Raw genomic sequence first — 18,555 nt, 5'->3', positions numbered from 1 at the left:
TCTCAAACCTTAGCGGATCCTCTCGGCGATTCCCAATCGACTCTCATTCGAGTCGACCGACGCCACCGAGTCCCATTCGGAATTGAATTCGGGCACGCCGAAATCGACCCCGTCGGGAGATCGTGCTGGAGGTTTGGTTTGCCGCTCTCGCGGCGGGAGGCGCTGCCGAAGAACCGTTACGGCTCCGTGGCAACCCGAAGAACCTTACGGATCGGGCGGGGGGCTGTCAAGCACCCCCTGTCCATCCCCTCGTAAGGAGCCGGAGGGCCCCGTCAGTCGAGGTCGCTGAGGCGGCCGCCCGCGTCCGGCTGGGCGTGTTCCACCCTGCGCAGGAGCCTGGTCAGGACCTCGCCGAGGGTCGTCCGCTCGTCCGGGGACAGGTCCTGGAGGAGGTCCTCCTCGAAGACCGACGCGAGGCGCATCGCCTCCAGCCACTTCTCACGGCCCTCCGACGTCAGCTCCACGATCACCCGTACGCGGTTGCTCTCGTCCCGCTCCCGGGTCACCAGTCCCTCGGCGACCATGCGGTCGATCCGGTGGGTCATCGCGGCCGGCGTGAGGCCGAGGCGCTTGGCGAGGTCGCTGGGGCCCATGCGGTAGGGGGCGCCGGACAGGACGAGGGCCTTGAGGACCTCCCACTCGGCGTTGCTGATGCCGAGAGCGGCGGTCTGGCGGCCGTAGGCGACGTTCATACGGCGGTTCAGCCGGGACAGCGCCGAGACGATCTTCTCGACCTGCGGATCGAGGTCCTGGAACTCGCGCTGGTACGCGGCGATCTGCTCTTCGAGGGTCGGCTCAGTGACGCCGGGGGTGTCGCCCATGGGGCGAAGTATCGCACGAGGCTCGTTGGCATTGAAGTCCTTCTGTATGTAGTCTTTAGCTTCGAAGTTTAGTTTCGAAGTCTTCAGGTCTAACCTCTGAAGCCTTCGCGATCTTGAGAGAGGTGAACGTGACCAGGGCGATGGGCGCAGCGATGCGCCGGATCCACGTGGGTAACGCACTCAGCGCCTTCGGGCTCGGCTTCACCGTCCCCTACCTGTACGTCTATGTGGCGCAGGTGCGGGGACTGGGGGCCGTGACGGCGGGGCTCGTCCTCGCCGTCTTCGCCGTGGCCGCGCTGATCGTGCTGCCGTTCGCCGGGCGGGCCATCGTCCGGCGCGGCCCGCTGCCGGTGCTGCTCGCCGCCCTGGTCACCGCCGCGATCGGCGCGCTGAGCCTGGGCCTCGCGGGCAGCGCGGCCGCCGTACTGCTGTCGTCGGCCGCGCTGGGCGCCGGGCAGGCCGTGATGCAGCCGGCGCTGGCGACGATGATCGTGGACTGCTCGTCGGCGGAGACGCGGTCGCGGGCGTTCGCCATGCAGTTCTTTCTGCAGAACCTCGGGCTCGGCGTCGGTGGGCTCATCGGGGGGCACCTCGTCGATGCGACGCGGGTGTCGTCGTTCACGCTGCTGTTCGCGATCGAGGCGGCGATGTTCCTGCTGCTGGTCGTGGTGATGGTGACCGTGCGGATGCCGCACTCGCCGCGGATCGCGGATGCGCCGACGGCGGCCGTGTCCGCCAAGGGCAGCTGGAAGCAGCTGCTGGGGAACCGGGCGATGGTGCAGCTGTGTGTGCTCGGGTTCGTGCTGTTCTTCGCCTGCTACGGGCAGTTCGAGTCGGGGCTCAGTGCGTACGGGGTCGAGGCCGCCGGGATCTCCACGTCCGCGCTCGGGACGGCGCTGGCCGCCAATACCGCGATGATCGTGGTGGCGCAGTTCCTGGTGCTGAGGTTCGTGGAGCGGCGACGGCGGTCGCGGGTGATCGCCGCCGTGGGGTTGATCTGGGCCGTGGCCTGGGTCGCGGCGGGGTACGCCGGGCTGGGGCACGGCAGCCAGGAGATGGCGACCGCTGCCTTCATCTCGACGTACGCGCTGTTCGGGCTGGGTGAGGCGATGTTGTCGCCCACGGTGGCTCCGCTCGTCGCCGATCTTGCGCCCGGTGGGATGGCGGGGCAGTACAACTCCGCCTTCGCCCTGGTGAAGCAGCTGGCCCTGGCCGTCGGCCCGGCGGTGGGCGGGCCCATGGGGGCCTCGTTGCACGCGCCGTACATCGTGACGTTCCTGCTGTTCTCGCTGGGGATCACCGTCCTCGCCCTGCGGCTGGGGCGGCAGCTGACCGAGGCGCAGGACCAGCCGTGGCCGGCCCGCAGCCGTGTCGTGACGCGGGGCGGGGCCGCGGAGCCGGTGCCGACCAAGGCGTAGCCGTACGGTCCGCAGCCGCGCCGGTCAGATCGACTTGCTCGGCAGTGCGAACTCGCACCACACCGCCTTGCCGCCGCCCGGCGTTCTCCGGCAGCCCCACGCCGAGGCGATCGTCGCCACGATCGCGATGCCGCGGCCCGACTCGTCCCCCGGCTCCGCTCGGCGGCGGCGGGGGAGGTGGTCGTCGCCGTCGGTGACTTCGATGATCAGGCGGCGGTCGGTGCGGCGCAGGCGCAGGCGCATGGGTGGGGTGCCGTGCTGGAGGGAGTTGGCGACCAGTTCGCTGGCGGCCAGGACCCCCAGGTCGTGCAGGTCGGTCGGGAAGCGCCAGCTGGTGAGGACGCCGGAGGCGAAGGCACGCGCGCGTGGGGCCGCTTCCACGCCGCCGAGGAGTTCCAGGGCGGCGTTGCGGAAGAGGTCGCTGTCGGCGCCGGTGCGGGCGGGGTGCTGGAGGACCAGGACGGCCACGTCGTCGTCGTGGTCTGCGGTGACGCCTGCCGAGCGGAGCAGGCGGTCGCAGATCACCTGGGGCGTGCCGGTGGCGCCGGCGAGGGCGTTCTGGAGGGCCTCGATGCCCTCGTCGAGGTCGGCGTCCCGGCGTTCGACCAGGCCGTCGGTGTAGAGGACGGCCGTGGAGCCGGGGGTGAGCGGGACCGAGCCCGAGGCGTGCATCCAGCCGCCGGTGCCGAGGGGTGGGCCGTTGGGCTCGTCGGCACGCAGGACCGTGCCGTTCTCGTCGCGGACGAGGATGGGGAGGTGGCCGGCGGATGCGTACACCAGTCGGCCCTCGTTCGGGTCGTGGATGGCGTAGACGCAGGTGGCGATCTGGTTGGCGTCGATCTCCGTGGCCAGGCCGTCCAGCAGTTGCAGCACCTCGTGCGGGGGCAGGTCCAGACGGGCGTAGGCGCGGACCGCCGTACGGAGCTGGCCCATGACCGCCGCCGCGCGGACGCCTCGGCCCATGACGTCGCCGATCACCAGGGCCGTGCGGCCGCCGCCGAGGGTGATCACGTCGTACCAGTCGCCGCCGACCGCGGCCTCCGTGCCACCCGGCTGGTAGGCGACGGCGATGCGCAGGTCGTCCGGTTGTTCGAGTTCCTGGGGGAGCAACGATCTCTGGAGGGTGACGGCCGTCTCGCGCTGGCGGCGTTCGCTGGCCCTGAGGCGTTCGGCAGCCTCGGCGTGGTCGGTGACGTCGGTGGCGAAGATCAGGACGCCTGGGCCGTCGCCGTCGGCCACGGGGGTGCAGGTGAAGGTGTAGGAGCGGCCGTCGGGGGCCTTGCGGGACTTGACCGTGCGGGGCTTGCCGCTGCGCAGGACCTGGTCGAGCAGGGGCAGCAGGCCCAGGTCGCGGAGTTCGGGGAGGGCCTCGCCGGCCGGTTCGCCCGGCGGGCGGCCGCCGAAGGCCGTGGCGTAGGCGTCGTTGACGTAGGCGAGGCGGTGGTCGGGGCCGTGGACGAGGGCGACGAGTGCGGGGACGCGTTCGAGGACCGCGCGTACCGGCAGTTCGTCGACGGCGGGGGTGGACGGCGGGTCGTCGGTCAGTTGTTCGGCGCGGGCGGCGGGGACGGAGCCGTCCCCGCGACGGTTCGTGGTGACCGTCTGGTCGGTCCGCGCTGCGGCGCGGCGCTGTGTTCCGGGGAGCCGGGCGCTCCAGCGCGTGAAGTTCACGAATCCTTGCCTCGTGTAGTCGTCGTCGACCGGCTCCGGACCCGGCCCGGTCCCCCAGGGGTGACGCGGCGGTGGCCGTGCCTTGTCACGGCCCCTGGGAAGTGCAGCACTTGGGAAAAGCCTCGTGGGTTCGGTGGGCAGGTGGGTGGCGGCCCGCCCTCGCGTGGACCAGTCTGGCAGGGTGGCCGACCGGGCCGACATCCGTCAGACGCCGGGGTGGCCGTAGGAGTTCCTCGGGATGGTCAGGTCGACCCCTTCGGGTCGTAAGGAGGCTTTCCACCGGCCGCGAGTTCGAACTCCGCTCGGGGGTGTTCGAGTGAACCGAGGGAGACGATCTCCCGTTTGAAGAGGCCGGAGAGGGTCCATTCGGCGAGTACGCGCGCCTTGCGGTTGAAGGTCGGCACCCTGCTCAAGTGGTAGGCCCGGTGCATGAACCACGCGGGGTAGCCCTTCAGTTTGCGCCCGTAGACGTGGGCGACGCCCTTGTGCAGTCCGAGGGAGGCGACCGAGCCGGCGTACGTGTGGGCGTACGTCTGGAGGGGCTCGCCGCGCAGGGAGTGGACGATGTTGTCGCCGAGGACCTTCGCCTGGCGGAGCGCGTGCTGCGCGTTGGGGGCGCACTTCGCGGCGGATGCGCCGGGCTCGCGAGGCGCGTCGGCGGTGACGTCGGGCACGGCGGCCGCGTCACCGGCGGCCCACGCGTGCGCGTGCCCCTCGATCGCCAGCTCCGGGGTGCACTTCAGGCGGCCTCGCCCGTTGCGCGGGAGGTCGGTGGCGGCGAGCAGCGAATGGGGTTTGACGCCGGCCGTCCAGACGACCGTACGGGTGGGGAAGCGCTGTCCGTCGCTGAGCACCGCCACCCGGTCGGCGCAGGACTCCAGGCGGGTGTTGAGGAGGACCTGGATGTTGCGGCGGCGCAGTTCGGTGACCGTGTAGCGGCCGAGTTCCTCGCCGACCTCGGGGAGGATGCGGCCGGAGGCCTCGACGAGGATCCACTTCAGGTCCTCGGGGCGGATGTTGTGGTAGTACCGCGTGGTGTAGCGGGCCATGTCCTCCAGCTCGCCGAGCGCCTCGACGCCGGCGTAGCCGCCGCCGACGAAGACGAAGGTGAGGGCCGCGTCGCGGATCGCGGGATCGCGGGTGGAGGAGGCGATGTCCATCTGCTCGATGACGTGGTTGCGCAGGCCGATGGCCTCCTCGACGGTCTTGAAGCCGATGCCGTGGTCGGCGAGACCGGGGACGGGCAGGGTGCGCGAGATCGAACCGGGGGCGAGGACCAGTTCGTCGTACGACAGCTGCTCGGCGCCCGTGCCCTCCTCCTCGGTGGCGAGAGTGGTGAGGGTCGCGAGGCGTTCGGCGTGCCGGATGGAGCGGACCTCGCCGACGATCACGCGGCAGCCGGGCAGGACGCGGCGCAGCGGTACGACGACATGGCGCGGCGAGATGGAACCGGCGGCCGCCTCGGGGAGGAACGGCTGGTACGTCATGTAGGGGTCGGGCGTGACGACCGTGATCTCGACCTGGCCTCGCCCCAGTTCCCGCCTCAGCTTCCGCTGCAGGCGCAGGGCCGTGTACATCCCGACGTAGCCGCCGCCGACAACGAGAATGCGCGCACGTTCCTTCACCATCCCATGACGCACCCGTCGCTTGCGTTTGTCCACAGCCCCGACAATTTGTGTGACCGGGCGGGGAGCGTGCCCATGGTTGGCCGAAATGACCGGGCCGGAGGGAGCCGTGCAGGTCAGGTGGTGTATGCCGGGTGAGACAGGGGGGCGCAATCAGGACGTATACGCCCCGTACTCCGATCGGGGGGCGCTCCGTGCGGAACCTGCCCCTTCTGAATTGACTGTCTCTCAACTATGTTCGTGTGTCGACGGGGTGTAGGGGGATGCGCTCGTCGGTTCTCCGGGTTCGCGACGGGCGGGCCCGGCGGCCCGGCGGGCCGGCTCGCGGGTAGGGGCCTGTTCCACGCGCTCCGGCTACCAATGGCGGGGAGTGTCTCCGGGGGGAGACGTCATTACCGGGGGATTTCGTATGCACATTCAGGATTCTCGTTGGTCTTCCGCGTCTGCCATCGCACCTGGTGGCGCGGTCGGCGCGGTGGCGGGGAACGGACGCGGGGACGGCCCGCGGACCGCGCCGCTGCGTGTGGACGCACAGCGCAACCTCGAACATGTACTGCGGGCCGCGCGCGAGGTCTTCGGCGAGCTGGGCTATGGCGCGCCGATGGAGGACGTGGCACGCCGCGCGCGGGTCGGTGTCGGCACGGTGTACCGGCGCTTCCCCAGCAAGGACGTCCTGGTGCGGCGAATAGCCGAGGAGGAGACCTCCCGGCTCACCGACCAGGCCCGGGCGGCGCTCGGCCAGGAGGACGAGCCCTGGTCGGCCCTGTCACGCTTCCTGCGCACGTCGGTGGCGTCCGGCGCCGGGCGGCTGCTGCCGCCGCAGGTGCTGCGGGTCGGGGTCGCCGAGGAGGGCGAGAGCGACGAGGCACGCGTGCCGCAGCAGCGGACGCAGCCGGGCGGCGGTGAGCTGCGGCTGGTGCCGGAGGCGCCCGCGGCGGCCGGGGACGACGCGGGTGCGGCGGCGCTGCTCGACGTGGTGGGCCAGCTCGTGGAGCGGGCGCGTGCGGCGGGCGAGCTGCGGCCGGACGTGTCGGTCTCGGACGTCCTGCTGGTGATCGCGACGGCGGCACCCTCGCTGCCGGACGCGGCGCAGCAGGCGGCGGCCTCGGCGCGGTTGCTGGACATCCTCCTGGAGGGCCTGCGGTCGCGGCCGGTGTGACGGTGGGCGTGGGCGCCGCGCCGCCCACGCCTCGCCCGCCCCTTTCCGACCGGTGTCCCACGGCAACGCGTGGTCTGCTGCTCCGAACGACTGAGCCCCAGCACTGGCTCACGACAGGCCCCCACGGACGGGTGGATGGTCTCCGCGACCACCTCCTGAACAAAAGCCAATATGGCAACCTGGCCCCTGTTCGGCACTGGTTGGGCAGGCGGCGGGGGCTTTCCGGGATGAGCGCTGACGGGCGGGACGAGTCACGGGGTGACGAGGGCGGTGAGGTCGACGGTCCGACCGCACCCCAGGTGCCGGCACAGCGCGAGCGGCGGGAGGACAGTGTCCTGCCGCCGCCGATCGAGCTGCCACCGTCCGACACCGAGCTGATCGGCCGGATGCGCACGGGTGACGACACGGCCTACGAGGAGCTGTACCGCCGCCACGCGCAGGCCGTACGCCGGTACGCGCGCACGTGCTGCCGCGACCCGCACACCGCCGACGACCTCACCGCCGAGGTCTTCGCCCGCATGCTCCAGGCGGTACGCGGCGGGCACGGCCCCGAGCACGCCGTACGGGCCTATCTGCTCACCACCGTCCGGCGCGTGGCCGCGCACTGGACGAACTCCGCCAGACGCGAGCACCTCGTCGATGACTTCGCGGTGTTCGCCGCCCAGTCCGCCCGCGCCTCCGAGGTGTCCGACACCGACACCCTGGACCTCGGCGCGGACGTGCGCGCCCTGCACGCGGCCGAGCAGTCCCTGGCGATGCGGGCGTTCCGCTCGCTGCCGGAGCGCTGGCAGGCCGTGCTGTGGCACACCGAGGTCGAGGACGAGTCGCCGAGCGAGGTCGCCACGCTCTTCGGGCTCGACGCCAACGGCACGCGCGTGCTCGCCAGCCGCGCCCGCGAGGGCCTCAGGCAGGCCTACCTCCAGGCGCACGTCAGCGCCACGCTCACCAGCGACGAGGAGTGCGCCCGCTACGCCGACCAGCTCGGCACGTACGCCCGCGGCAGACTGCGCACCCGCGCCGAGCGGGGGCTGCGCAAGCACCTGGAGGAGTGCGCCAGGTGCCGGCTGGCCGCGACCCAGATCGAGGAACTGGCGAGCGGCATCCCCGCCGTCGTGCCGGTCGCGGTCATCGGCTGGTTCGGGGCCGCCGGGTACGCCAAGGCGGCCGGGATCGTCGCGGGCGGCGCCGGGGCCGGTGCGGCGGGCGTGGCGAGCGGCGGGGGCGGTGCGGCGGCGTCGGAGGGCCTGGGCGCGCCGGTGAAGGCCGGGGTCGCGGCCGGTGTGGCGGCCACGGCGATCGCGGTCGTGGCCATCGCCCTGGCCGGCAACGACGTCCCGGCCGAGAGGAAGCCGGCGGCCAAGCCCCCCGCGTCGGCCCCGGCCGCCCAGCCGGAACCGCCCCCACCCACCCCGCCGGTACAGGCCCCGGAGCCTCCCCCAGCGCCCCCCGTCATCCCCGCGGCCAACCCGACCCCCACGCCCGCCCCGTCACCAACCCCAACCCCGACACCGACCCCCACCCCGGAGCCGACCCCGACACCCCGTCCGACGCCACCCCCCACGCCAACGCCCACTCCGCCCCCGGCACCGACTCCCCCGCCCCCCGTCTCCTACCAGCTCAACGAGCTGTCCTACGACGCCACGGGCGACGGCACCGAGCCCGAGCTGCGGCTGAGCGAGAGCGGCTGGGTCTGGCAGCGCTACGGCCTGTCGATCGGCGGGACGGCGTACGCGCGCGGGGTCAGCGTCCACGCCCGGTCGTCCGTCACCGTCGACCTGAACCGCGCGTGCACGTCGTACGACGCCCTGGTCGGCGTCGACGACTCGACGATGGGCCTGGGCACGGTCTCCTTCTCCGTCTACGCCGACGGCGCCCGGCTCTGGAAGTCCGGCCTGATCAGGGGCGGGGACGCGGCGACACCGGTGCATGTGAACCTCACCGGGCACAGGACGGTACGCCTGGTCGTACAGCCGCACGGCCACGTCGGCCACGTGGGGGTGGCGGACTGGGCGGAGTCCGAGTTCACGTGCGGGTGAACCCTCACCCGCCGGACGCCAGCGCTCCTCGCCGCGGCGTGATCCCCGCGGGCACCGCACGCGCGCGTGCGGGCGTCCCGGTCCAGCACGTGCCCCGACGGGCCAGCAGCCGTCGTAGCCACAGCTCCAGGGACACCAGGTCGGCCAGGCCGTCCAGGGGCAGCGGTTCGCCCTGGGTCGCCGCGCGCAGTGCCTTGCGGACGACGCGGGCCTCCACCAGACCTGCCTCCGCCAGCAGGGGCGTGTCGAACAGTGCCATCAGGGAGTCGACCGCCACCCGGAGACCGGCCCGCGCCGCGGCGGCCGCCGGTGCGTGGGAGGGGGCGCCCCAGCCGGGCGGGAGGTCGGTGATGCCCGCCCCTTGCAGGACCGTACGCAGGATCGCGGCGCGCGCCCCGGGCTGGACCCGCAGGGCCTCGGGCAGGGCGCGGCAGGCGCGTACGACCTGGTTGTCGAGGAACGGTGCGTGCAGGCGCTGGAAGCGGATCTCGGCGGCCTGTTCCAGCACCCGGATGTCCGCCGCCGTACGGGCGAGCGCCGCCCGCGCGCGGAAGTCGCCCGGCCGCTGACCGGGTCCGAGCCCGGCGCCGGAGCGATGTGTGGCCCCCTGCAAGCGAATCGATACTTCAGCCAGCGCCTCTCCGGTCAGCCAGCGCGCCGCCGGTCCGGGTCTGGCCCAGGTCAGCGCGGCGAGCGAGGCACCGACCGCGCCCCCGGGTTCCTCGAACCGCTTCTGCAGCAGCCGCTCGGCGAGGCTCTCCAGGCCCGACCCGTAGGGCGTGCGGGCGAGCCGCCGTGCCGCCGCGTACACGCGCGCGGGGACCAGGACGGACCCGTCGGCCTTGGCGAGGGCGGCCACCGGCCGGACGAGGTGGCGCCGCTGCCGGTCCATCAGCAGGTCGGCGAGGCGGGCCGGATGGGCGTCCAGCACCTGGCGGGCACCGTAGCCCGTGAGGTGGTCCGCGCTGCCGGAGGCGAGCCGGGCGCGGTGCCGGACGGCGGTGACCAGGCTGGGGCCGGGTTCGTCGGTCAGGGGGCCGTCGAGGTCCGCGTACGGCAGGGTCTCCTCGCCGCCCGCCACCACCACGTGGTGGAAGCGGGGGTTGGCCGCCAGTGCTCCCGCCCGTTCCAGCTCGGCCTCCCGGCCGCCGACCGCCAGATCGTTGAAGGTGACCGCCAGCAGCCGCTCCCCCGCGCCGGTGCCGTGGCCCAGCACGGTGCCCGGCATGCCCGGCAGCCCTGCCGCCAGCAGCGCCAGCGTGCCCGAGGCGGGCCCGCCCGACAGGTCCGCTCCGATGCCGGGGACCGGCATCCCGCGCGCGGCACGTCGTTCGGCGGGGCCCATGCCGGGAACGGGCCCGGGGTCGATGTCGGCGCCGGGGACGTGCCGGGGGGCGGCGAGGCGGGTGCGGACGGCCTCGACGAGGGCGTCGCGGACGGCGTCGACCGCGCGGTCGGGGTCGGCGGGCGGTGCGGCGACGGCGAGGGAGGCGACCGGTTCGTATCCGGCGACCTCGCGCGCCCCGGCGCGCAGGATCAGCGCATGCCCCGGCGGAACGCGACGTACGCCGTCGTACGGGGTGGAGTCGTGCAGCGCGGCGGGGACGTCGGGGGCGGCCAGCAGCGCGGCGAGGTGCCCGAAGTCGAGGTTGGCCTCGATGAGGTCGGCCAGCGGCAGCGCGGCGGTCGCGTAGGCGGTGCCGCCCGCCCAGGGGGTGTGGAAGACGGGCCTGGCGCCCGCCAGATCACCGCAGACGGTGATGCGCCGGCCGACCTGGACGACCGCCGTGTAGCTGCCGGGCCAGGCCGTCAGATGCCGAAGTGCCCCTCCGCGCGCGGTGAACAGCCCCAGGCGCAGTTCCTCGTCGGTCGCGCCGCAGGTGCCGAGGACCGCGATGCGGGTCTGGGCGTCGGCCGTGACGAGGCGGACCTCGTCGGGGCGCCAGTCGCCGACCGCCCACAGCGGATCCGGGTCGCCCCACAGGAGTTGGGAGCCGACCGGGTGCAGGCTCTCGCCGTCGTAGCCGGTGGCCCCCGCCGAGCCGATCCCGGCGGCTCCCGCGGCGGTGCTGCTCCAACCCACCAACCACCGCATCGACGCCTCCACAGGCTGTGGACAACCAGTGCACCGTACGAACCGGTTCACCATGCTGCCACGAAGAACGCGCCGCAGAGCGGCGGCGGTGCCGCTTGTGATCCCTCGAATGCGCCCCGCGCACCGCCTCGCGCAACCCCGAACCACCCCGGAGATACCCCGGAGGCCGCCGCATGACGCCCTCGGGGCCGCCCCAACAGCGGCTGGACGCAAGGCGACTACGACGCGAATGCGCCCCCGATACGCTCCCTGGTGACCCCCAACGCGCCCTCAAACTCCGTGGTGGCCACGGGAATTGCACACAGAGGGCGGGGTCTATTTTCGGCCAAATCGACCCCGGGCAGGTGCACGTGCATACGCTCCGTGCACGCTCCGTACAGGCTCTGCGCACCGCTCCCCGTACGCACGGTCCGGGAGGCGGAGCACGCCTCCCGGACCGGTCCGCCGCCCGCGGGGATTGAGGCGGCGGTATCCCCCAGCCCACTGGTCCAGTACAGCGGGCCGACCCACGCAGAGCCATGGAATCGCTCCCCCGTTGGCCGGAGAAGAGCGCACGGACGGGCGCACGGCCACACACCGGGAGCACGCCACAACTGTGCGTACCGGGACCGCACTTCCGTACGGACCACAATCCCGCCATCCGGAACAATGCCCCTTAACGCTTGGGATGCGGCGAACTACGCTGGGTTTACGAATGCCGCGTGGTTATGCCAGCACGGCAGCCGTCTGTGTCGAGGGGTGGCGCATGTCCAGGGAGCAACGCGGGCCGAACGAAAAGCTCGGCGCCGTTCTCGCCCTCGCGGGAATCAGCAACGCGGGACTCGCACGACGCGTCAACGACCTTGGCGCCCAACGCGGGTTGACGCTTCGCTACGACAAGACGTCGGTGGCGCGCTGGGTGTCGAAGGGCATGGTGCCGCAGGGTGCCGCGCCGCACCTCATCGCGGCCGCGATCGGCCAGAAGCTCGGCCGTCCGGTGCCGCTGCACGAGATCGGCCTGGCGGACGCGGATCCCGCGCCGGAGGTCGGCCTCGCCTTCCCCCGGGACGTCGGCCAGGCGGTCCGGTCGGCGACGGAGCTGTACCGCCTCGACCTCGCCGGCCGCCGGGCCGGTTCCGGCGGCATCTGGCAGTCGCTCGCCGGTTCGTTCGCAGTGAGCGCATACGCAACGCCCGCCTCACGGTGGCTGATAACCCCGGCCGACAGCTCGGTCGCGCGCGAGGCGAACGCGGCGGAAGGTTCCGGCGCACCGATCAAAGTCGGCCACAGCGATGTGCAGAAGCTGCGGGAGGCCGCGGAGGACGCCCGGCGCTGGGATTCCAAGTACGGGGGCGGCGACTGGCGTTCGTCGATGGTCCCGGAGTGCCTGCGGGTGGAGGCGGCACCGCTGCTGCTCGGCTCGTACTCCGACGAGGTGGGGCGGGCACTGTTCGGGGCGAGTGCCGAACTGACGCGTCTTGCCGGGTGGATGGCCTTCGACACCGGGCAGCAGGAGGCCGCGCAGAGGTACTACATCCAGGCGCTGCGGCTGGCTCGGGCGGCGGCTGACGTACCCCTCGGGGGGTACGTGCTGGCGTCGATGTCGCTGCAGGCGACCTACCGCGGTTTCGGCGACGAGGGCGTCGACCTCGCCCAGGCCGCACTGGAGCGCAACCGTGGGCTGGCCACCGCCCGCACCATGAGCTTCTTCCGCCTGGTCGAGGCACGTGCGCACGCGCGCGCGGGTGACGCCCAGGCCGCCGGGGCGGCCCTGAAGGCGGCCGAGGGCTGGCTGGAACGATCCCGCGACGGTGACAATGACCCGTCCTGGCTCGGTTTCTACTCCTACGACCGTTTCGCCGCCGACGCGGCGGAGTGCTACCGGGATCTGAAGGCGCCGCGGCAGGTACGGCGGTTCACCGAGCAGGCGTTGTCGAGGCCGACGGAGGAGTTCGTCCGCTCGCACGGGCTGCGGCTTGTCGTGTCCGCGGTTGCCGAACTGGAGTCCGGAAACCTCGACGCGGCGTGCGAGCAGGGGGTGCGGGCGGTGGAGGTCGCGGGGCGGATATCGTCCGCGCGGACCACGGAGTATGTGAGGGATCTTCTGCATCGGCTGGAGCCGTATGGGGATGAGCCGCGGGTTGTGGAGTTGCGGGAGCGGGCTCGGCCCTTGCTCATGGCTCCCGCGTAGGCCGAGGGTCCCGGAGCGTCTGCCCCATTGCTGTGGTCTTGGGACTGCGGGTGGTTCGTGGTTGGTCGCGCAGTTCCCCGCGCCCCTGTGGGGGCCTGCGGCCCCATAGGCGGCGCGCTGGTTTGAGGGCGTTGTCAGTGGCGCAGTGCACTATCGATAGCGGGAGGTGGTGCGGGTGCGGAAGGTCGCCTACGACTGTGACGTGCTGGTGATCGGCGGCGGGATCGTCGGGCTGTCGGCGGCGTATGCGATCACGCGTGCCGCGCCGGGGACACGGGTGACGGTGCTGGAGAAGGAGGCGGGGCCCGCCCGCCACCAGACGGGGCGCAACAGCGGTGTCATCCACAGCGGGATCTACTACCGCCCCGGCTCGCTCAAGGCGCGGTACGCGGTGCGGGGCGCGGCGGAGATGGTGAAGTTCTGCGCGGAGTACGACATCCCGCACGCCGTCACCGGCAAGCTGATCGTCGCCACCGAGCGCTCGGAGCTGCCCCGGCTGCACGCGCTCGTGCAACGCGGCCGGGAGAACGGCATTCCGGTACGGGAGCTGGTCGCGGGCCAGATCGCGGAGTACGAGCCGGAGGTGCGGGGCCTGGCGGCGATACACGTCGGGACGACCGGGGTCTGCGACTTCGTCGCGGTCGCGCGGCAGCTGGCCGAGGCGTCCGGGGCCGAGATCCGGTACGGCGCTCAGGTGCTGCGCATCGACCGGCGCCCGGAGCTGGGGGTCGCCGCGCGGACGGCGGACGGGGCCGTGGTGCGGGGGCGGGTGCTGGTGAACTGCGCCGGGCTGTACTGCGACGAGGTGGCCCGGATGACCGGGGACGATCCCGGCATGCGGATCATCCCGTTCCGGGGGGAGTACTACGAGCTGGCGCGGCCGGAGCTGGTGCGCGGCCTGGTCTATCCGGTCCCCGACCCGGCGTTCCCGTTCCTCGGCGTGCACCTCACGCGCGGCATCGACGGCGGCGTCCACGTCGGCCCCAACGCCGTACCGGCGCTCGCCCGCGAGGGCTACGGCTGGGGCGTGGTCCGGCCCCGCGAGCTGGCCCGGACGCTGGCCTGGCCCGGAGCGTGGCGGATAGCGGGCCGGCACTGGCGGTACGGGGGCGGGGAGCTGTGGCGATCGGTGTCGAAGGCCGCGTTCACCGAGGCGGTGCGGCGGCTGCTGCCCGCGGTGACGGAGGCGGACCTGGTCCCGGCGGCGGCCGGGGTACGGGCCCAGGCCGTGCTCCGGGACGGCACGCTGGTGGACGACTTCCTGATCCAGGAGGGTGCGCGCGCCGTGCACGTCCTGAACGCCCCGTCCCCCGCGGCGACGGCTTCCCTGCCGATCGGCCGAGAGGTGGCCCGACGGGCACTGACCGCACTGGCCCGGGCATGAGCCGCGTACAGCAGCCCGCACTGTCAGGTCGGCAGCGGCCGCGTGCCTCGCGCCCGTGCCCGCGGTCCCGCACGCCCGTCCACAACCCCCGAACCTCATCCACAGCCGCCTCCGCACGACGCCCGCAGATACCGCGTGCCCGCTCCCGGACCCCGCACGCGCGCCCGCAGCCCGCACGCCCATCCACAGCCGCCGCAGGCGCGCCCACAGCCTCCGCACGCACACCGGCACACCCCGCACGCCCGCTCCCAAGCCCCGCACCCGCCTCCACAGCCGCCACAAGCGAGCCCACAGCCTCGGCACTCACAACCGCACACCCAGCACCGGCGTCCACAGCCCCCGCACGCGAACCCGCCCAACCCGCACGCGCGTCCACAGCCCCCGCACGCGAACCCGCCCCACCCCGAACCCGTAAAATCGAACCCACTGTGTCTGACTCCCTCAACTCCCCCGAAGCCCCCCACCCCACCCCCGACGGCGGGATCCGCCGTCCCCGGGACAAGGGGGGGCCGCGCTTCCCGGACGGTCCCAAGGCGGACCCCGCCGGTTCGCACTTCGAGCGGCGGATCCGGAGTTTTCAGCCGCGGCGGAGCCGGGTGACCGCGGGGCAGGCGGACGCGTTGCAGCGGCTGTGGCCCAAGTGGGGGCTGGACATCGACGGGCGGCGGGTCCTCGACCTCGCCGAGCTGTTCGGCAACGACAACCCCGTCGTGCTGGAGATCGGCTTCGGCATGGGCGAGGCCACCGCCCGGATGGCCGCCGCCGACCCGGACACCAACATCCTCGCCGTGGACGTACACACCCCCGGCCAGGGCAATCTGCTCAACCTCGCCGACCAGGGCGGCCTCAGCAACATCCGGGTGGCCAACGGCGACGCCATCATCCTGCTGCGCGAGATGCTCACCCCCGACTCCCTCGACGGGCTGCGCGTCTTCTTCCCCGACCCTTGGCCCAAGAAGCGGCACCACAAGCGCCGGCTGATCCAGCCGGACTTCCTCACCCTCGCCGCGAGCCGCCTGAAGCCGGGCGCGATCCTGCACTGCGCGACCGACTGGGAGCCGTACGCCGTGCAGATGCTGGAGGTGCTCACCGCGCACCCCGCCTTCGAGAACACCCGGCCCGACGGAGGTTTCGCGCCGCGCCCCGAGTTCCGCCCGCTCACCCGTTTCGAGGGTCAGGGCCTGGACAAGGGTCATGTGGTGAACGACCTGCTCTTCCGCCGCGCACCGCACGACGACCAGCACGAAGGTCAGCCGTAAAACCTTCCCTCGTTCGAACCTCCCCTCGTTAGGGTCAATGCCGTGGCGATCAGTCCCCCGTACCCGACGAACCCCGGCGTCCCCACCGGCGGCACCCTGCGGCACGCGCACTGGTGGCAGCAGCGGTGGGTGCGGTACGGCGCACTGATCACGCTGCTCGCGCTGTCCGGCCTGGTGATCCTCGCCCTGGTCCGGGAACAGACCGGCACGGAGGGCTTCCTGGTCGGCCTCGGCCTCGCGATCCTGCCCGTACCGCTGCTGATAGCCGCCTTCCGCTGGCTGGACCGGGTCGAGCCCGGCCCCTGGCGGAACCTGCTGTTCGCGTTCTCCTGGGGCGCCTGCGCGGCCGCACTGATAGCGATCATCGCGAACAGCTTCGCGACCCAATGGATAGCCACCGCCACCGCCGACCCGACCAGCGCCGACACCTGGGGCGCCACGGTCATAGCCCCGATCGTCGAGGAGTCCGCGAAGGCGGCCGCGATCCTGCTGCTCTTCCTCTTCCGGCGCCGCGACTTCACCGGAATCCTCGACGGCGTCGTCATAGCCGGTGTCACCGCCACCGGCTTCGCCTTCACCGAGAACATCCTCTATCTCGGCACCGCGTTCGGCACCGACCAGCTGGCCGGCCACAGCGGCATCGCCTCCGTGACCGCGGCGACCTTCTTCGTGCGGGTCATCATGTCGCCGTTCGCGCACCCCCTGTTCACCGTGCTCACCGGCATCGGCTTCGGCATCGCCGCGCTCGCCGGGGAGCGCCAGCGGCTGCGCCGCGTCCTGCTGCCACCGGCCGGGCTGCTGCTCGCGATGGGCATGCACGCCTTCTGGAACGGCTCGGCGACCTTCGGCGACTACGGCTTCTTCGCGGTGTACGGCGGCTTCATGGTGCCCGCGTTCGGGCTGCTGACCTGGCTGGTGATCTGGACCCGGCAGCGTGAGCTGCGGACCGTACGCGAGGAGCTCCCGGCGTACGTCGTCGCGGGCTGGCTCTCGCCCGCCGAACCGTTCGCCCTGGGCTCGATGCGGGCCCGCCGCCTGGCCCGCGAGTACGCTGGCCACCACCTCGGCAAACCGGCAGCCCGGGCGGTCGCGCAGTACGAGGCGTACGCCACGTCGCTGGCCTTCCTACGGCATCGGGGCCGCCGGGGCCGCGCCCGGGCGGACTTCGTCGTCCGGGAACGCGAGCTGCTCCAGGAGCTGTGGAGCCGCCGGGAGATCGCCCGCCCGGCGCTGGAGTACGCGGCACGGGTGACCGCGCCGCCGGTGCCGGTGATGATGCCGCCGGTGTACGGCTGGACGCCGGGGTACGGGCCGACGGCGCCCTACCCGGCGTACAACCCGTACCGGTCGTAGACCCCCGACAGGCTGGGGGCAGCCGAACCCGGCAGCCCTGACATCGGGGGGTTGCCGTCAGGGCCACCGGCGTTCGAAAGAAGCGTCACTCAGGCTCTCTCAGGCGCGTTTCAGGCACCTCTCAGGGGTTGAGCCCCTTGCTCCGCAGCCAGGCCAGCGGGTCGATCCCGCCGGATCCGCCGGTGTGCACCTCCAGGTGCAGGTGGGCGCCGGTCACGTTGCCCGTCGCGCCCACGCGGCCGATCACCTCGCCCGTGGTGACCTTCTGGCCGACGCTGACGCCGATCGAGGACTGGTGGGCGTACCAGATCTCGGTGCCGTCGTCGAGGGTGAGCACGGTCTTGTAGCCGTACGACCCGCTCCAGCCGGCCTCGGTGATGGTGCCGCTGTGGACGGCCTTGATGGGCGTGCCGGTGGGGGCGGCGAAGTCGAGGCCGGTGTGGTAGCCGGACGACCACAGGGCGCCGGCCTGGCCGAAGGTGGAGGTGATGGTGTACGAGGAGGTCGGCAGCGCGTACTGCTTGGCCAGCGCGGCGAGCCGCTCGGCCTCGGCCTTCTTCCGGGCCTCCTCCTCGGCCTTCGCCTTGGCGGCGGCGGCCTTCTCCTCGGCCTCCTTCTCCGCCTTGGCCGCGGCTTCGGCGGCGGCCTTCTCGGCGGCGGCCGCGGCCTCTGCGGCGGCCTTGCTCTCGACCTGCTCCTGCTGCTGCTCGGCCTGCGCGATGATGCGGGCGCGCAGCGCCTCACCGGCGTCGGTGGTGCCGTCCGCGGTGTCCGCGGCGGTCGTGCCGAGGCTGCTGAGGGGGGCGCTCGCGGCCTTGGTGTCGGCGGTGTCGGAGTCGTCGTCGGATATCAGCGCGCCGACGGAGGGCAGGTCGGGCAGGGAGATCGACACCGGCGGCTTGCCGGTGTTCGCGCTGGCCATGCCGCCCGCGCCGACCGCGGCTATGACGCCGACGCCGAGCACGGTGGAGCTGCGGGCGAGTCCGCCGCCGCGCTGCTTGGTGACGCGATGCCGGCCGCGTACGGGACGGATGGAGTCCGCGGTGGGGTTCCACTCCTCCCACGGGCCCTCGTCGGTGCGCTGTGCGCCGTAGACGAACGTGTCGGTGCTGTCGGCGGTGCGCTGGTCCGGCACGAACGGGGCTTGTGGGGCAGGCCGGTTGGACGCCACGTAGGCGTACTCCTTTCCTTCCTTCTCGCCTACCGGGTTAGCTGACGGGTTCGGAGCAGGAAGGTCTCCTACGCGCGTAAACCAACCGTACTGGTACGGCGGCATACGCCCGATTCACCCCAAGGTGGTGGTTCCCCGGTTCCCTGTGTGGCCGGTGAGGGCCGCGCGCGGGATTCGGCGCGTGCGCACGGAGCCGCCTCTTGTGACGGCTGGGACGACCGCGCTGCGTTATCGGACGTTAATAGAACCGGGGCCTGATTTCCAAGCTGTTCCGCTTGATCATTAACGTCTCCTGCCAGGACGTACTGGCCATGAACGGCGAAATCGGGCGAGTTGACCGACATTCAGGATCGTAATCCTGCCTGACTGTGTGTCAGCTGTTACGCGGAGGGC

General features: G+C 72.6%; 12 protein-coding genes and 1 riboswitch. Of the genes, 7 read left to right on the top strand and 5 right to left on the bottom strand.

Annotated features, from left to right (window positions below; translation table 11 throughout):
• Positions 1-272: 272 nt before the first annotated feature.
• Positions 273-821, bottom strand: coding sequence for a MarR family winged helix-turn-helix transcriptional regulator (locus KWI83_RS29515; RefSeq protein WP_218517422.1), 549 nt, complete (start codon positions 819-821; stop codon positions 273-275).
• A 140-nt stretch (positions 822-961) separates the two neighbouring features.
• Here KWI83_RS29515 and KWI83_RS29510 point away from each other — a divergent pair, with 140 nt between their 5' ends.
• The gene (locus KWI83_RS29510) at positions 962-2,239 is read left to right on the top strand and encodes an MFS transporter (RefSeq protein ID WP_218517429.1); all 1,278 of its coding nucleotides are present in this window, start codon (positions 962-964) and stop codon (positions 2,237-2,239) included.
• A 24-nt stretch (positions 2,240-2,263) separates the two neighbouring features.
• Here KWI83_RS29510 and KWI83_RS29505 read toward each other — a convergent pair whose 3' ends face one another.
• Positions 2,264-3,910 carry a SpoIIE family protein phosphatase gene (locus KWI83_RS29505; protein WP_218517421.1) on the bottom strand — a complete coding sequence of 549 codons (1,647 nt, stop codon included), beginning with the start codon at positions 3,908-3,910 and terminating at the stop codon, positions 2,264-2,266.
• A 242-nt stretch (positions 3,911-4,152) separates the two neighbouring features.
• On the bottom strand, positions 4,153-5,538 hold the full coding sequence (locus KWI83_RS29500; RefSeq protein WP_218517420.1) for an NAD(P)/FAD-dependent oxidoreductase: 1,386 nt from the start codon (positions 5,536-5,538) through the stop codon (positions 4,153-4,155).
• 406 nt (positions 5,539-5,944) lie between these two features.
• On the opposite strand from KWI83_RS29500, the gene KWI83_RS29495 reads away from it, so the two are divergent.
• Both KWI83_RS29495 and KWI83_RS29490 read left to right on the top strand, forming a co-directional pair.
• The gene (locus KWI83_RS29495) at positions 5,945-6,694 is read left to right on the top strand and encodes a TetR/AcrR family transcriptional regulator (RefSeq protein WP_218517419.1); all 750 of its coding nucleotides are present in this window, start codon (positions 5,945-5,947) and stop codon (positions 6,692-6,694) included.
• A gap of 227 nt (positions 6,695-6,921) precedes the next feature.
• Complete coding sequence (locus KWI83_RS29490) at positions 6,922-8,730, top strand: sigma-70 family RNA polymerase sigma factor (protein WP_218517418.1); 1,809 nt, start codon at positions 6,922-6,924, stop codon at positions 8,728-8,730.
• Between the two features lie 4 nt (positions 8,731-8,734).
• Here KWI83_RS29490 and KWI83_RS29485 read toward each other — a convergent pair whose 3' ends face one another.
• Positions 8,735-10,825 carry an asparagine synthase-related protein gene (locus KWI83_RS29485; RefSeq protein WP_218517417.1) on the bottom strand — a complete coding sequence of 697 codons (2,091 nt, stop codon included), beginning with the start codon at positions 10,823-10,825 and terminating at the stop codon, positions 8,735-8,737.
• Positions 10,826-11,570: 745 nt separating this feature from the next.
• Here KWI83_RS29485 and KWI83_RS29480 point away from each other — a divergent pair.
• The 4 genes from KWI83_RS29480 (at position 11,571) to KWI83_RS29465 (ending at position 16,991) form a co-directional block, all read left to right on the top strand.
• Complete coding sequence (locus KWI83_RS29480) at positions 11,571-12,995, top strand: MFS transporter (protein WP_218517416.1); 1,425 nt, start codon at positions 11,571-11,573, stop codon at positions 12,993-12,995.
• Between the two features lie 175 nt (positions 12,996-13,170).
• Positions 13,171-14,379 (top strand): L-2-hydroxyglutarate oxidase, encoded by a 1,209-nt coding sequence (gene lhgO / locus KWI83_RS29475; RefSeq protein WP_374106403.1) that lies wholly within the window; start codon positions 13,171-13,173, stop codon positions 14,377-14,379.
• A gap of 428 nt (positions 14,380-14,807) precedes the next feature.
• Positions 14,808-15,638, top strand: coding sequence for a tRNA (guanosine(46)-N7)-methyltransferase TrmB (gene trmB, locus KWI83_RS29470; protein ID WP_218517414.1), 831 nt, complete (start codon positions 14,808-14,810; stop codon positions 15,636-15,638).
• 42 nt (positions 15,639-15,680) lie between these two features.
• Positions 15,681-16,991 carry a PrsW family intramembrane metalloprotease gene (locus KWI83_RS29465; RefSeq protein ID WP_218517413.1) on the top strand — a complete coding sequence of 437 codons (1,311 nt, stop codon included), beginning with the start codon at positions 15,681-15,683 and terminating at the stop codon, positions 16,989-16,991.
• Between the two features lie 121 nt (positions 16,992-17,112).
• Here the strand turns inward: KWI83_RS29465 and KWI83_RS29460 are convergent, their stop codons facing one another.
• Positions 17,113-18,162 (bottom strand): M23 family metallopeptidase, encoded by a 1,050-nt coding sequence (locus KWI83_RS29460; protein ID WP_218517412.1) that lies wholly within the window; start codon positions 18,160-18,162, stop codon positions 17,113-17,115.
• A gap of 11 nt (positions 18,163-18,173) precedes the next feature.
• A riboswitch (cyclic di-AMP (ydaO/yuaA leader) is annotated at positions 18,174-18,352 on the bottom strand.
• Positions 18,353-18,555: the final 203 nt, after the last annotated feature.

This window comes from Streptomyces sp. TRM70350 (assembly GCF_019219825.1).
Taxonomy (GTDB): domain Bacteria; phylum Actinomycetota; class Actinomycetes; order Streptomycetales; family Streptomycetaceae; genus Streptomyces.
This window is presented reverse-complemented; position numbering and strand designations above follow the sequence as displayed.